The 15,969-nt window shown below is 42.4% G+C and carries 13 protein-coding genes; 5 read left to right on the top strand and 8 right to left on the bottom strand.

The window, feature by feature from the left end:
- Window positions 1–23: 23 nt before the first annotated feature.
- The 5 genes from BLQ81_RS04365 to BLQ81_RS04340 all read left to right on the top strand — a co-directional run bounded on the left by BLQ81_RS04365 (window position 24) and on the right by BLQ81_RS04340 (window position 8,316).
- Entirely contained in the window at window positions 24–3,401 is a 3,378-nt protein-coding gene (locus BLQ81_RS04365) for a methylmalonyl-CoA mutase family protein (protein ID WP_092728729.1), read from the top strand.
- Window positions 3,402–3,759: 358 nt separating this feature from the next.
- Window positions 3,760–4,179, top strand: coding sequence for an OsmC family protein (locus tag BLQ81_RS04355; RefSeq protein ID WP_245693168.1), 420 nt, complete (start codon window positions 3,760–3,762; stop codon window positions 4,177–4,179).
- The gene (locus BLQ81_RS04350) at window positions 4,176–4,415 is read left to right on the top strand and encodes a hypothetical protein (protein ID WP_092728727.1); all 240 of its coding nucleotides are present in this window, start codon (window positions 4,176–4,178) and stop codon (window positions 4,413–4,415) included. Before BLQ81_RS04355 ends, BLQ81_RS04350 begins: the two co-directional genes overlap by 4 nt.
- Before the next feature lie 23 nt (window positions 4,416–4,438).
- On the top strand, window positions 4,439–5,452 hold the full coding sequence (locus tag BLQ81_RS04345) for a PDC sensor domain-containing protein (RefSeq protein WP_092728726.1): 1,014 nt from the start codon (window positions 4,439–4,441) through the stop codon (window positions 5,450–5,452).
- An 11-nt stretch (window positions 5,453–5,463) separates the two neighbouring features.
- Window positions 5,464–8,316, top strand: a complete 2,853-nt coding sequence (locus BLQ81_RS04340; protein WP_175454170.1) for a PAS domain-containing hybrid sensor histidine kinase/response regulator — start codon at window positions 5,464–5,466, stop codon at window positions 8,314–8,316.
- A 40-nt stretch (window positions 8,317–8,356) separates the two neighbouring features.
- On the opposite strand, the gene BLQ81_RS04335 is transcribed toward BLQ81_RS04340, so the two are convergent.
- From BLQ81_RS04335 to BLQ81_RS04300, 8 genes are all read right to left on the bottom strand, one after another.
- Window positions 8,357–9,661, bottom strand: coding sequence for a dihydrolipoamide acetyltransferase family protein (locus BLQ81_RS04335; RefSeq protein ID WP_092728724.1), 1,305 nt, complete (start codon window positions 9,659–9,661; stop codon window positions 8,357–8,359).
- A gap of 87 nt (window positions 9,662–9,748) precedes the next feature.
- Entirely contained in the window at window positions 9,749–11,005 is a 1,257-nt protein-coding gene (locus BLQ81_RS04330; protein WP_092728723.1) for a competence/damage-inducible protein A, read from the bottom strand.
- 105 nt (window positions 11,006–11,110) lie between these two features.
- Complete coding sequence (locus tag BLQ81_RS04325; protein WP_092728722.1) at window positions 11,111–11,896, bottom strand: SDR family oxidoreductase; 786 nt, start codon at window positions 11,894–11,896, stop codon at window positions 11,111–11,113.
- 2 nt (window positions 11,897–11,898) lie between these two features.
- On the bottom strand, window positions 11,899–12,399 hold the full coding sequence (locus BLQ81_RS04320) for a dihydrofolate reductase (protein WP_092728721.1): 501 nt from the start codon (window positions 12,397–12,399) through the stop codon (window positions 11,899–11,901).
- 83 nt (window positions 12,400–12,482) lie between these two features.
- Complete coding sequence (locus BLQ81_RS04315) at window positions 12,483–13,343, bottom strand: DUF4412 domain-containing protein (protein WP_092728720.1); 861 nt, start codon at window positions 13,341–13,343, stop codon at window positions 12,483–12,485.
- 77 nt (window positions 13,344–13,420) lie between these two features.
- Entirely contained in the window at window positions 13,421–14,344 is a 924-nt protein-coding gene (gene fmt, locus BLQ81_RS04310; RefSeq protein ID WP_092728797.1) for a methionyl-tRNA formyltransferase, read from the bottom strand.
- 7 nt (window positions 14,345–14,351) lie between these two features.
- A complete protein-coding gene (locus tag BLQ81_RS04305; RefSeq protein WP_217636644.1) occupies window positions 14,352–14,657 on the bottom strand; it encodes a hypothetical protein in 306 nt (101 codons plus the stop codon).
- A 72-nt stretch (window positions 14,658–14,729) separates the two neighbouring features.
- Entirely contained in the window at window positions 14,730–15,911 is a 1,182-nt protein-coding gene (locus BLQ81_RS04300; RefSeq protein WP_092728719.1) for an exo-beta-N-acetylmuramidase NamZ family protein, read from the bottom strand.
- Window positions 15,912–15,969 lie beyond the last annotated feature (58 nt).

The raw sequence follows: 15,969 nt of genomic DNA, 5'->3' as shown, positions 1-15,969 counted from the left end.
TAGCAGCAAATAAACCCAATGTCATGAATACTCCCGTGGAAATTTATAAACCCAATAATCATATTCGGATTGTCACCGCAGCTTCACTTTTTGACGGACATGACGCGGCAATCAATATCATGCGTAGGATTATCCAATCCACCGGCTGCGAAGTCATTCACCTAGGTCACAATCGATCCGTGCAGGAAATCGTCGATTGCGCTATTCAGGAAGATGTGCAGGCAATAGCGATTACCTCTTATCAGGGCGGGCACGTCGAATTTTTTAAATACATGTATGATTTGCTTCGCGAAAGGGGTGCAGGTCACGTCAAGATATTTGGAGGAGGAGGAGGAACAATTCTTCCCGAAGAAATAAATGAACTTCATGGGTACGGCATCACCCGAATTTATGCTCCTGATGATGGGCGGTCTATGGGATTGCAGGGCATGATCAATGATTTGGTTTCAACCTGTGATTTTCCGATAGGCGATGTACTGCCTGAAGAATTTTCATTTGCCAAAAACAAAAAAGAACACGTCGCCAGAGCAATATCAGCTTTTGAAAATTTCCCTGAAAAATCAAAGGTGCTACTCGATTCGGTGAGAAAGCAAAGTAAATCTGCTGTTGCACCCGTTTTGGGAATCACAGGAACAGGAGGTTCGGGGAAATCCTCTTTGGTGGATGAATTGGTCAGAAGATTCCTGATTGATTTTAATGATAAAACTCTGGCTATCATATCTGTTGATCCTTCCAAGCGGAAAACCGGTGGAGCACTTTTAGGCGATCGGATTCGCATGAACGCCATCCATCATCCCCGCGTTTTCATGCGTTCGCTGGCGACACGCCAGTCTAATTTGGCACTTTCGAAATATGTGCAGGATGCTGTGGATACCGTGAAAGCAGCTGGGTTTGATCTGGTGATTTTGGAAACTTCCGGTATCGGGCAGTCGGATACGGAAATCATTGAGCATTCTGACTTGTCACTTTATGTGATGACTCCGGAGTATGGAGCCGCTTCTCAACTTGAAAAAATCGATATGCTGGATTTTGCAGACGTGATTGCGCTCAATAAGTTTGACAAGCGAGGCGCTTTGGATGCTATCCGCGATGTGAAGAAGCAGTTTAAGCGAAATCATAACCTTTGGGATATTTCCGATGAGCAGATTCCGGTTTTTGGGACTATTGCATCGCAATTTAATGATCCGGGCATGAATCAGCTTTACCGGGCTTTGATCGGTAAGGTTTCAGAGAAATTTCAGGGCTGGCAAAGTACTTCGGAATTGGTATCCGGTTCCTCAGAGAAGATTTATATCATTCCGCCAGCTCGTACACGCTACCTGAGTGAGATCACCGAAACCAATCGCAACTACGACAAATGGGTGGAAGCCCAAAAAGAAATTGCGCAGCAGCTATACAGTATCCGAAAATCCATTGAAGCTGTCAAGTCCACCCAGGTGGCAGATGTGGATCGCCTGATCAAAGAACTGCAGGAAGTCTATGCACAAGTGGAGCTAAATCTAGATCCAAAGAACAAGAAATGGCTGGAAGAATGGCCTGCTGAGGCTGCAAAGTATCAGGATGATTTTTATATTTTCAAAGTCCGGGACAAAGAGATTAAGATCCAGACGTATTCGCTGTCCCTTTCCAATTCCCGAATTTCAAAAGTGGCTTTGCCGAAATATGAAGCTTGGGGAGAATTGTTGAAATGGGGCTTGAGAGAAAATGTTCCCGGTCAGTTCCCTTACACTGCAGGCGTTTTTCCTTTCAAACGTGAAGGTGAAGATCCTACACGGATGTTTGCTGGAGAAGGCGGACCCGAGCGTACCAACAAGCGCTTTCACTATGTCTCCCAGGGAATGCCGGCTAAGCGGCTGTCGACGGCCTTTGACTCGGTGACTTTATATGGGGAAGATCCAGACTATAGACCGGATATTTTTGGAAAAATCGGTAACTCCGGAGTCAACATTTGCTGTCTCGATGATGCAAAAAAGCTTTATTCCGGCTTCAACCTGGTCGATCCAATGACCTCAGTTTCCATGACGATCAATGGCCCTGCTGCTACAATGACGGCTTTTTTTATGAATGCAGCCATAGATCAGCAATGCGAAGTCTATATCAAAGCAAATGGACAGGAGGAAGAAGTAAATTCAAAAATCGAGGCAATTTTCAAGAAAAAAGGACTGCCAAGGCCGAAATACAACGGGGTGATTCCTGAGGGAAACAATGGCTTGGGCCTGATGCTCCTCGGTGTGACAGGCGATCAGGTTTTACCTGCGGCGGTTTACGAAAAGATCAAAGCCGATACCCTTTCTAAAGTACGCGGAACTGTTCAGGCGGATATTTTAAAAGAAGATCAGGCGCAGAATACCTGCATTTTCTCAACTGAGTTTTCACTTAGATTGATGGGGGATGTACAGCAGTACTTCATCGATCAAAGTGTCAGAAATTTCTACTCGGTTTCTATATCAGGTTATCATATTGCAGAGGCAGGAGCAAATCCGATTACCCAACTTGCCCTCACACTATCCAACGGATTCACATACGTGGAATATTATGTGTCAAGGGGAATGAACATCAATGAATTTGCTCCAAACCTTTCCTTCTTTTTCTCCAATGGAATTGATCCTGAATATGCGGTGATCGGACGTGTTGCAAGAAGAATTTGGGCCAAAGCCATGAAATTGAAATATGGAGCAAATGACCGCTCACAGATGTTGAAATATCACATTCAGACTTCCGGCCGTTCGCTTCATGCTCAGGAAATTGACTTCAACGATATCCGAACCACACTGCAGGCATTGTATGCGATTTATGACAATTGCAATTCCCTGCATACCAATGCCTATGATGAAGCGATCACTACACCAACCGAAGCATCAGTGCGTCGGGCGATGGCCATCCAGCTGATTATCAACAAAGAACTTGGGCTTACCAAAAATGAAAACCCCATTCAGGGAGCCTTTATAATTGAAGAACTGACAGACTTGGTCGAAGAAGCAGTGTATGTCGAATTTGATCGGATTACTGAAAGAGGAGGCGTGCTGGGTGCGATGGAAACCATGTATCAGCGGGGGAAAATTCAAGAGGAAAGCCTTCATTACGAAATGCTGAAGCATACCGGCGAATTTCCAATTATCGGTGTGAATACCTTCCTTTCATCAGACGGTTCGCCGACGGTAACTCCCGGAGAAGTAATCCGGGCCAATCCTGATGAAAAAGAAGCGCAAATTCAGACCTTGAGAAACTTACATAAGACCTACGCTGGTCTGGAAGAGCAGCAGCTAAATTCACTTAAAATTGCAGCAGTGAAAAATGAAAACGTCTTTGCCTTGCTGATGGAAGCGGCCAAATATTGCTCTCTTGGACAAATCACCAATGCGCTCTACGAAGTGGGGGGACAGTATCGAAGGAATATGTAATTAAGTGAGAAGACGGAAGAGTAGGAAGTTCACAGTTGGCAGAAAGTCAGAAAGCTAAAGTGAGAAGTCAGAAAAAAAGCAGGCAGTTGCAGCAGGCAGTGTTCTTAAATCAGAAGGCTAAAGTAAGAAAGTTGAAAGGAGTAAGCAGTCTCAGTTTGCTGTTCCAGTTTAATGTTATCCTGCTTCTCCAGAAGCTGGATTTTAAAAAATTCTAAAGCGTTTCTTCTGAAGAAGCGGCATAACCAAGAGGTAAAAGTCTCAAAAAACTAAAATAGGGCGTAAATCAAAAAACTTGTGCTGAGCGTCGGTTGGTGTGCGGAACCGAACCAAGTCGAAGCATCGTAAACCGTAAATCAAAATGGCAAATAAACGCAATGTGACCGTCCGAATGAAGGCGGATTTAGAATATGAATCTCGCAATCCTCAGGGGAATGTGGTGAATATTGACATGTATGACCCGGAGCATAAGCATGCCCAATCCCCCATGGATTTGCTGTTGTCAGCATTGGGAGGTTGTGCATCGGTAGATGCGGTTTTGATGATGAAGAAAAAGCGAAGATCTATTGTCGATTTTTTTGTGGAGGCAGAAGGGACGCGCAATGAAGGTGTGCCTGCATTCTATACCGCCATTGAATTAAAATTTGTCCTTGTGTCCCCTGATGCTACTCCTGAGGAATTTGAAAAAGTAGTGGCCCTGTCGGTAGATAAATATTGTTCGGTAGCTTCATCTTTGAAATCTACCATCACTTACAAATCTGAAGTCAGAAGGCCGGAATGAGAGTTGTCAAAGAACTGGTACAGGAGGAGGTGCGAATCAGCATTTTCTCCTGGAACAACAAATACATAATCAAGTTTGAGTTGGGTCCAATGGAGCAAACTTTTAAGCTCAGTGAAACTGAGGTGTTGGAAGAATTGGATTTGGAGATTTTTTTGACAGGTGAATTTTTCAACAAAGTGAAAAATCGTTTCGATGAAATGGGTAAAACCTTTCGTTCACAGTTGGAAAATCTCTAATTTCCCTGAAATCAGGCCAAATTATGAGTCAGTTAAAATGGATTTGTTTTTTCTTTTCCGTGGGTCTTTCACTGTTTGGCTGCGCTACTCCCGAAAAGGAACTTCAGAGTAAAAATTTTGATAAGCTAAAGGCTTTGATCCAGGAAATGGAATCAGAGGGTGAATTAATGGCACGGCAGCTGGACACCGTGGTTCAATTTTACAGTTATCTCCTTACTAAAAAGGATTCTATTTTAAGAAATCCATTGCCCAATCCCTATAGTTATCAAGGGGCATTTTCCACGAATATTCCCGGTGAAGATCCTAAGCTGAGCTCTATTATTATTCTTAATTCGACACCTAACCGTCAGAAGGCGGAAAAGGAGGTTGTTTTGACAAATGCACTGGATAGTGTTTTCATGGAATTCAAAAAAAACAATCCTCTGGCTGTTCAGATTTATTCCAATTCGTTCATGCAGGTAAGCAGGGTTTATCCTGCCTATGATTCTAAAAATATCGTTGATCCGGATATTGACGTGACCAAGTTTAACTTTTTTTATGAGGCAGATTTGGAACACAATCCCAAAAAGGGGTTGGTTTGGATTCCCGATCCCTACATTGATCCTGCGGGAAAAGGTTGGATCCTTTCAGTACTGCATCCTGTTTATGATGGAAGTGAGCTGTTTGCTGTTTTGGGAGTAGACTACACGGTAGGTGATATCATTGAAACGTTTTTGAATTCCGTAGAGGGGGAGTTCGTCTTGGTAAATGCTAAAGGAGATATCGTTGCGGGAAAAAGTTTAGGTATCAAAGCTTTGAGCCTTCCTCCATTGAAAAATCATGTGTACAGAGAAACCATTCAATCAGATAATTTCAGAATTTCTGATTTTAATCTCTTTAATAGCAAAAGTAGAGAGGTACGCAGAATGGCGCAGGATTTTCTTCTTCAAAAAAATGACCGGTTTATTTTTGAGAACGAACCAAATTTGAAGCAGGCGATTTGTATTCCATTTCCCACGATGGGTTGGTTTTTAATTGAGGTTTTTCCAAATTCTTGATAAAATCGACAGTGAAAAAAAACTTCCAAGGCTTTCCGAAATTTTCACTGATTACCGCCATCGGTACATTGTTGGTTATCCTTGTGATTGCTTTGGGATTCAGTTTTTTTAACGCGATTTACAATGCTCAAGTAGAATCAAGAAAGGAATTTTTAATAAAACAGACTGAGCTGGCTGCCAGGGGTTTGGAGGTGGATTTGAACCGATTCAAAGAGGAATCAAAAATTTTGATCTCGTACCTCGAAAATTCAAGAATGGACGAAGAGGAATTAGGGGATGAATTTACTGTTGCCGTACGGAGAACTTTCACCAGTTTCCCGGGGATGATAGATTCAATTTGGGTAGAGATGAATGATTCTACCATCATTTTTACGATGACAGCGCGAAATGATTTTATGCGAAAGCGTTCCAATCAAGCAATTGGCCAGCAGGTAAAAAGATCTCAATTTTTAGTAGAAGGAAAATTTGGCTTTCGAATTCTTTATTCAATAGATATCCTCAAATACAGTCATGACTATGTCGCCAATTTCTATTTAAATCCGGGTGGTGAAAAGTATCTTTTTTATGAGGATAACCTGATTTCAATTACTCCCTTAAAATCAGGTGCAGGAGTCTTTTTGAATACAGATGACTTTAATGAAATCAAGGCAGACATTAATTTAGGGCTAAAGGGATTCTATGAAGTGAACTGGAAAAAAGGGGAGGAGGAGTTTTCCGGGATTTTGGCGCAGTATCCATTTTCCTATGCAAATTCCGGTAAACCCGCATCCTTGGTGTTTTTTGTACCAATGGAGGGTTTGACTTCCGGCTTTTATAGTACCTACTTGATGCTTTTTTTGGGAGTGGTAATTTTATTGATAGGGACAGTTTCATTTTTCGTTATTTCATTAAAGGGAAATAGGGATTCAATCAAGCTTCAAGAGGAAAGTCTTGATGAGATATCCCGGCTTTTTGATCAACAAAATCTTCTTCTACAGGAGTTAAATGGCTTTGTTTTTTTTCATGACTATAGAGGAGAGATGATCAAAGTCTCTGATGAAGTAGAGAAAGTACTTGGGCATTCTAAGGTTGATTTTTTCAATGCTTTCAAGGCCGATTCCACCCATCTACAAGCAAATTCTGTTAAGGAGCAAATTTTAAAAGCATTGGAAGCATCATTGGATATTGTGGATTTCGAAATTGATTTCATAAAACCCGATGGGGCCAAAATCAGGATCAGGATTTTTGAAAAGTTGCTTTTCGATAAATCGGATAGATTTTCGGGAGGTATGGGAATCTGTACAGATATCACTTCTCAATATCTGATCAGACAAGAGACTATTCAAAGTGAAAATAGACTCAGAACACTTATCAATAATATTCCAGACACCATTTTTATCTACAATAATGAGGGTGTTGTACTTGATTTTCATGTTCAGGACAAAAAGAACCTTCTTAATTCAGCCCAATCCACTTTAGGTAAATCCTTGGGAGAATTTGTTCCTCATGGTCAAGCCGATGAAGTTATTCGGGTCTTTAATCTTGCAAAAAATACAGGCAGTATTCAAACCATAAATGTAGTTTGGCATAGCCCAATTGGAGATAAACATTATGAAATGAGATTTTTTCCTTTGGATGAAAATCAAATCATGTCTATTTCAAAAGACATTACTGGACAGAAAGTATGGGAAAGAGGTTTGGTCGATGCAATGAATGCCGCCGATCAGGCCAATAGATCCAAGTCAGACTTTTTGGCTAACATGAGTCATGAGATTCGTACCCCGATGAATGGGCTTTTAGGAATTATTGATTTATTGGAAAGTACCAATCTTAATAAGATTCAAAAGCAATACGTTGAGATTATTAAAAACTCCGGAAACTCACTTTTGAATATCATCCGAGACATTCTGGATTATTCAAAAATTGAGTCAGGTAAAATTGAAATTCAAAATTCATTTTTTAATCCGGTAGAGGAGTTAAAGAACCAAATCAAAATTCTTTCAGGCTTGGCGGGAAAAAAGAAGATCAAACTGGAGATCAGCTTCAGCACCCTGGAGAATTTAATTATTGAGGCTGACAGAGGGAAAATTAATCAGGTCTTGCTCAATTTAATCGGAAATGCGATCAAGTTTACACCCGATGAGGGTACTGTGGGTATCAAAATGGAATTGAATCCAATAGATGAGGTTTTTTCTTTTCTTTCCTTTCGGGTTTCCGATACCGGAATCGGGATCCCAAAAGAGCATCTTGAGCAACTTACAGATCCGTTTTATCAGGTAGAGAGTTCTAATACCCGGGCTTACCAGGGTACCGGATTGGGATTAGCCATTGCCAAAAAAATCATTGAATTGCTGGGAGGGCAACTGGTTATAGAAAGTGAACTTGGAGAAGGTTCTGTATTCAGTTTTTCTGTGATTGTGAAAAATTCCGAAAAGGACTTCATCATACCTGAAAGCTATCAGTTGACATGGAAAGATATTAAAGACATGGGAGCAGTATTCCCATTGAAAATTTTATTAGCAGAAGATAATGACTTGAATTTACAATTGATGACCTTGATGTTTCAGCAGCTTGGTTTTCATTTTGAGGTGGCAAAAAATGGTGTTGAAGTATTGGAGAAAGTAAGTGTTCAGAAGTTTGATGTGATACTCATGGATGTCCAAATGCCTGTGATGAATGGGTTGGAAGCAACACGGGAAATTCGAAAAAATGAAGCCAACAGTGAGATTATTATTATCGGATTGTCTGCTAACGTTTTTGAAGAAGATCAGAAGAAAGCGATAGAATCAGGCATGAATGATTACTTGACCAAACCGATTCGATTAGCGGCTTTGGCGGATAAGTTGGAATACTACTATCGAAAAGTGAGGGAAAAATCAGAATAAAAAGAAATGGTCCCGAATTTTCCCGGGACCATTTTTGAATTTAAAGACTGGTATTCAGGTCAAATTCCTCAAGATAATCTGCCACTCTTCGGACAAACATCCCACCAAGTGCCCCATCTACTACCCGATGATCATAGGAGTGTGAGAGGAACATTTTGTGACGGATTGCGATCACATCTCCTGTCGGAGTTTCCACCACGGCAGGCTTCTTTACAATAGCCCCTACAGCCATGATCGCTACCTGCGGTTGGGGAATGATCGGTGTTCCCATGATATTTCCGAAAGAACCCACATTGGAAACCGTATAGGTGCCGCCTGCCAAATCATCAGCTGTTAGTTTATTTGTGCGGGCCCGGTTGGCCAAATCATTTACTTTGCTGGATATCCCAACCAAATTCAATTGGTCGACATTTCGGATTACCGGTACGATCAGATTACCTGAAGGTAGTGCCACAGCCATTCCGATGTTGATATCTTTCTTCTTGATGATTCGCTCACCGTCTACTGAGATATTGATCATCGGGAAGTCACGGATAGCCTTTGCAATCGCCTCAATGAAGAAGGGAGTAAAGGTGATTCCTTCTCCATATTTAGCTTTATAGGCTAATTTATTCTTCTCTCTCCAAAGGACAATATTCGTCATATCCGCTTCTACGAAAGATGTCACGTGAGCCGAAATCCGCTTGGATTCGATCATCCGCTGGGAAATCATCTTTCGCATTCTATCCATTTCAATGATCTCATCAGTAGCAGAGATACTTATTTGTACTTTGGGTTCCGAAATGGAGGGAGCTGCTTTTACTGCCTGTGAAAGCGATGGGAAATCTCTTCGTGATTTCAGGTAGCCAAGCATATCTTCTTTGGTTACCCTTCCTTCTTTTCCTGTACCCGGTATTTTGGAAAGCTCAGCTGAGGAAATCCCTTCTTCTTTGGCAATACTTTTCACCAAAGGAGAATAAAATCTCCCGTCTGCAGAAGGAGTTTCATTCAGGGATTCTGCTTGAGCAATAATTGACCCTGTATTGGCAGGAGCTGCTGCTACCAGCGCTTCTTTGGCAGGTTCTATTTCATTTTTTACAGAACTTGGAGCAACACCATTTTCAGAGGCAGTTTCTATCACAGCAATTGGGGCCCCGACAGCAATTACATCTCCCTCTTTGGCGAGAATTTTTTTCAAAATTCCGGCATGTGTGGCAGGAACTTCTGTGTCCACCTTGTCAGTGGCAACTTCAAGGACTGATTCGTCTTGATCGATGGAATCACCTTCCTTTTTTAGCCAGGTAAGAATGGTTCCTTCTATGATACTTTCACCCATTTTGGGCATCAGCATTTCTACACTTGCCATAGCGAATTATATAATTAAATTGGGTTTAAATTCAAGATTTAAAATTAAATTTTCTTTTACTCCTACCCAAACCTTGTAAGTAAAATTTTATTTGTTATTCTGATTGATGCAAATTCTTAACAAATTCAAAACAGCAACGCCTGTTAATTGAATATTCAGCATTCGGTCTTGGGTTAATTGTAGTTTTTTGGCTTCAGTAAACCCCTTTCCGGCACATGAAATCCAAACTGTCCCCACCGGTTTTTCCTCGGAACCACCATCGGGACCGGCGATGCCACTGCTGGAAAGACCAAAGTCAGCCCCGTAAAGGTGCCGCACTCCTTCGGCCATTTCCCGCACAGTTTCTTCACTTACTGCACCATGATTTCTCAGGGTTTCCGCTTTTACACCAAGGACTTTTTCCTTGAACTGATTATGATAGGGGACAACTGATCCCATATAATACGCCGAGCAACCTGCCACACTGCTGACCAAATGTGAAATGTATCCACCCGAACAGCTCTCAGCCAAAGCTACAGTTTTCCCGTTTTGCTTCAAAAGCTTTCCTATGGCTGTTTCCAGTGTTTCCTCATTATAGCCATAAACGTACTTGCCAATTGTCGGCAAAATGACTTTTATATGTTGATCTATTTCCTGTTCCAATTGCGACTTATCATCCCCAAATCCGGTAAGTCGAAGTTTGACATGCCCAAGGGAAGGCAAATATGCCAAACGGATATGTTCGGGAAGTGCGTTTTCCCAATCTTTTATTAGATCGGCCAGCCAGCTTTCTCCGATTCCGACGGTCTTGATCACTTTATGGAAAATCACAGGTAGCGTAAAAAGACTCGGAAGCTTCGGTAAAACAAAGTCCTTCATGAGCTTTTTCATCTCATGGGGCACTCCGGGCATGGACATCCAATAAGTCCCGTTTCGCTCAAACCACATTCCCGGAGCGGTACCGACTTCATTGGGTACATAAGTGCAGCAGGCGGGAAGGTGTCCTTGGAGAATATTCAAGGGTGTCATTTCTCTTCCTCTTCGCTTGAAAAATGCTGTGATGGCCTCAACTGCCTCGGGTACTTCCAGGATTTCGCAGTCAAAATGTTCCGCCAGTAGCGGCTTGGTCAAGTCATCCTGCGTGGGCCCCAAGCCTCCTGTGATCAGGACGAGATCAGCACGTTTCTCAGCTTCAGCAAAAGCGGTAAGTATATCCTTTCTGTTATCTCCCACGGTTGTTTTCCGAACCACTTTCATGCCCATCAGATCCAGTTCCTGACTGATCCAGTGACTATTGGTATCTACAATCTGTCCATAGAGTAATTCATCTCCAATGGCTATTATTTCTGCTTTTACGACTTGCATACCCTTGATGGGTTTATTTGTTTTTTAGTAATGGTGTTTTGTGAATTGCGAAAATCTGTATGTTTTTTACTCCTTCTGTCTTCTGTCTTCGGTCTCCTAGCTAATTTATCGAACTTTGGCTTTTTTAATGATTTTGGAGAAAATGGCGGGAAAAAACCGCTTAAGGTGTACGGCAAAGGTTTCTTTTCCTCCGATGTAGACTTCCTCCTTTTTCCTTGCGATGGCAGCATAAATTTCTGATGCACAAGCCTCGGGGCTCATTCCTTTTGCCTGTGCTTCATCCATCTTTCCCAAAGCACTACCATCGGCAGTAAGTGCATTGACGGAAACGTTGGTGCGGATAAACCCGGGGCAAATCATCGTGACAGTGATATTGTCCTGAAAATGCTCTGCACGCAAGGTGTCAAAAAAACCATGCAAAGCATGTTTGGAGGCAGCATAGGAAGACCTAAAGGGTGAACCGAATTTTCCAACCAAGGAACTTACCACAGCAAATTGTCCTGTCTTTCGAACAACGAAGTGAGGTAAAATGGCTTTGGTCAAAGCGACCGTACCGAAGAAATTAACCTCCATCAGTTTCCGATCCACTTCCAAACCCGTTTCCTTGATCAATGAACGCTGACTGATTCCGCCATTGTGAAGGATTATATCCACCTTTCCAAAGAAGGCGATTGCCTGGCTTACCTTTCCATCAAAGGAATCAATCTCTACTAAATCGAGGGGTAAAACCTGTACATCGGCAGGATTTGAACACTCGGATTTCACACGGTTCAGTTCTTCTTCATTCCTTGCAGAAATGATCACCCGATAGCCTTCCTGAGAAAATTTCTTTGCCGTAGCCTCTCCTATTCCTGAGGAGGCCCCAGTAATCCAAATGACCGATTTTGCCATGGTTATTTTTTGATTTTTTGGTAAGTCACAAAAGCGAATGGAAACTCATTTTTCTCGTCTGCGGGAAAGTGCTCACGCTCGGTCTCTTTCCAGATTTTTGGATCTATTTCAGGAAAGAAGGTGTCACCCTCAGGTTCGGCTTCCACTTCCGTGATTTCTAACCGATCGCAGCGGTTTATTGTCTCCTCGTAAATCTGCCCTCCTCCAATTATGAAAAGTTGTTCCACACCTATTTTGTTGCAAAAAATAACAGCTTCTTCAACCGAAGAAAATGCATAATGTCCCTCAGGTGCTTGAAAATCAGGATTTCGAGTGATGATAATATGCTTTCGGTTTGGAAGGGGCTTTCCCAAGGATTCGTAAGTTTTTCTGCCCATCAAAATAAAATGACCGGAGGTTATGCTCTTAAATCGTTTGAGGTCAGCCGAAAGCTTCCAGATGAGTTGGTTGTCTTTGCCAATGACATTATTTTTTGCCTTGGCCACGATAAGGGTGATTTGCACAGGATATTAGTATTAAGCTTCAAGATACCAGTGTTTGGTATGGAAAAAATGAAAAAGGGCAGTTTTTCTGCCCTTTTTTGGAATTATCTATCCACTCCGGCCATCATATTTGGAAATTCAGCCATGGTATATTTTCGGGGACTTTTTGTTTCCATTTCTATGACTTTCATGTCCGTGATCGATCCGTCGGTTGCGGTAAAGATCATTTCCATAAAACTTCCCTTGGGAGCATTTGAAAACATGGAATTATATTGATCCATACTTTTATTAGAAACCATAGGATTGCTTTGAGGGGAAAACATGGATAACCCCTCAATTGGTTTTTCGGTAATCCAATACACCCCTTTCCCATCTTTAGATGTGACCAAAAACTCTTCACATGGGTATCCTAATATGGTTTTCTTGTTTCCGGTTTTTGTGATTGTATAGTCCGGGTTTTCAGGTTGGGACTCTACTTCTTTATCCACCATTCCCTTCATTTTTTCGTAATCCAGCTTTATGGCAAAACTCGATTTTTCACCCTTATTGTCCATCAGCATGACCATAGCCTGATTCTTGGAATCCATGATAGAAATAGTTGAATTTTCAGGTTTATTGGGATAGGTGAATGACATTCCCATAAATTCGGTATTGTCTGAGAGCAAATATTGAATCTGAGTTGGTTCTTCTGATTTGCCTTTTTTATCTGTACTAGTCACTTCCATGACCATGTATCCGGTGAAGAAATACTCCGACTCGGTAGGCGCAGGTTTCATCATCCCACCAAACATCCCATCTATGGCCTCATTGGTTTTCCTTTCTGAGGCCTCCATGGTCCTTTTGGTAGCGGCGTTCTCCACGCCTTGGGCTGCTGCGTTTTGGATTTTTTTCAGTATCTGAGCTTGGACAGGGATGGTCAACAGAATTCCTGCTAAAACGAGGAGGCTTAAAATTCCTTTTTTCATGATCGTTGAGTTTAAAAGTGTGTCCTAATTTCCTAAAAATGAATTAGATGAAAAATAAAAACTCATTAAAAAGGGGCTTAAAGTTTAAGCCCTCTGAGTAATTCCTCTGTTTTCATTCGTTTTTTTCCTTCGATTTGGAGTTCCAAAACTTCCAAAGTTCCCTTACCGGTTTGGAACTTAAGGAAGGTTTTTCCGTCAGATCCCCATTGGCCGGGGGTTTTTCCCTCTAGGTTCTTCTCAGAAAAGGCAGTTTTAAAAATCTTACACGTTTTGTTCTGGAATTCCGTCCAGGCCGCAGGATAGGGTGAAAGTCCACGCACCAAATTATGAATTGACTCTGCAGCATGTGTCCAATCTATTTTGCAGGTTTCTTTAAAGATTTTCGGGGCATGGTGCTGCGCTTTGGATTCGTCCTGAACGCTGGGATTTACTTCCTCTTTGGAAATAGCTTCTACAGTTTTGACCACCAAATCAGCTCCGATAGTCATCAGTTTTTCATAGACGGTTCCCAGATCGTCTTCGGGTAGAATTGGGACTTTTTCCTGGAAAATGATACTTCCGGTATCGATCTCATGCTTGAGAAAAAAGGTTGTTACTCCGGTTTCTTTTTCCCCATTGATGATGGCCCAATTGATCGGAGCGGCACCCCGATAGTCGGGAAGGAGGGAAGCGTGAAGGTTGAACGTACCCAAAGGAGGCATGTTCCATACGGCCTCAGGAAGCATCCGGAAAGCCACTACAATCTGAAGGTCGGCTCTCAAATCCTTTAATTCCTGCTGAAATTCCGGGTTTTTAAGATTTGTGGGTTGAAGAATATGGAATCCGAGCTTTTCAGCGGCTTGCTTGACGGGCGAACCTACGAGTTTTTGTCCTCGGCCTTGTGGTTTGTCTGGTGCGGTAATGACACCGACCACATTCCAACCTGCTTCCACCAATTTTTCCAATGCCGGCACCGCAAATTCCGGCGTGCCCATGTAAATGATTCGGAGTTTTTTTTCGATTACTTCTTTATTCGACATTCGATGTTCGGTGTTCGATATTTAAAATTCGAGATTCGAGATTTGATATTCGAGATTCGAGCAGTGCTAATAATTTCAGTTGGGTAGTAGCACTAACCAACTGATTTCCTTCTTTCTTCAGTTTGGCTTTGAGGTATTTCCAATAGTTGCGGGTTTTGCTGTAGTCATCCTGATTGGTGAGTACAGCAATGATATCCAACACCGAAAACCACCATTTGGCACTTGTCTCATCCCAAAGCGCACGAACTTCCCTGTCATCAAAAAACCGGATGGATATTTTTCGGGAATCTATCATGGGGAAAGATATGGGATTTCGGATTTGAGATTTGAAATTCGTTGTCTCAAATCTCGAACATCAAATTTCAAATCACTTATAAATCAAATACTTCTCCCTTTTTCCTTTGTACTCCTCCAACCCAGCTTTCCAGCTTTCACGAATTTCAGCCTCTGTCTTTCCGGCAAGAATCTGTTTTTTCAATTCATCCGTGCCTGCAAGCGTATTGAAGAAATTATTGAAAAACTTCTCCCTCATGCCCGATTTAGTGTAGGCTTCGAGCAAGTATTCAAGGGTAAATTGGTGATCCATTGACTCTCCCCTGAGGTCTCTGCCGTAGCAGAGTTTGTCCTGAAGGGGTGGAGTCTTCGACATGCCATCGATGCTGACAGGGGTAAACTGGAAATCGCCAAATTTCGGATCAGGATAGCCGTACACCTGAAATGGGTAAAGGGTTCCGCGACCCAGCGAAACTACCGTGCCTTCAAAAAAGCACATGCTTGGATACAACTTGATGGCAAGGTCATTCGGGAGGTTTGGAGACGGTTTTACAGGAAGGCTGTAAGCCATGTCATGTGTCCAATTGGAGACGGGAATCACCTCGAGATCTACGGTCAAACCGCCTTTCAGCCATTTTTCTCCATTGATCATCTTGGCCAGCTCCCCGACGGTCAACCCATGGACAATCGGTATATTGTGCATTCCTACAAAGGATTCAAATCCCGGCTTCATCATCGGTCCGTCGATGTAGCTTCCATTCGGGTTGGGACGGTCAAAGATGATGACCTTCTTACCTTGCTCGGCACAGGCTTCCATCACATAATGCATCGTGCTGATGTAGGTGAAAAAGCGGGTCCCGACATCCTGCAAGTCAAAAATCACCACATCCAAATCTGCGATCTGCGCAGCTGAGGGTTTTTTATTATTCCCATAGAGCGAGATAATTGGCAAACCTGTCTTTTGGTCGACGCTGTTATCGACTTTCTCTCCTGCATCCGCGGTGCCCCGAAATCCATGCTCGGGCACGAATACTTTTTTTACCTGCACGCCTTTTTCCAAGAGAAAATCCACCACGTGCTTGTTTGCCGACTGAGGCATGATGCTGGTTTGGTTGCCGACAAAGCCGACTCTTTTCCCTTCCAAAAGTGGGAGATAAAGCTCCGAACGCTCGGCACCTGTCAAGATGGGTTGTTGGGAAAAAGTGGCCGGAGTAGCACATAACGTGAGAGAAAATGCCAAAAAGTAAATAAGGAATGAATTTTTCGTTTGCTTCATGCTATTTTGCGGGGATTTCTGAACAAATTAAAAGGATTATCCGCTCCTATGCTAGCAG

The organism is Algoriphagus alkaliphilus, assembly GCF_900103735.1.
GTDB classification, from domain to species: domain Bacteria; phylum Bacteroidota; class Bacteroidia; order Cytophagales; family Cyclobacteriaceae; genus Algoriphagus; species Algoriphagus alkaliphilus.
The sequence above is the reverse complement of the archived record's forward strand: the minus strand, read 5'-3'. Positions and strand labels throughout refer to the sequence as shown.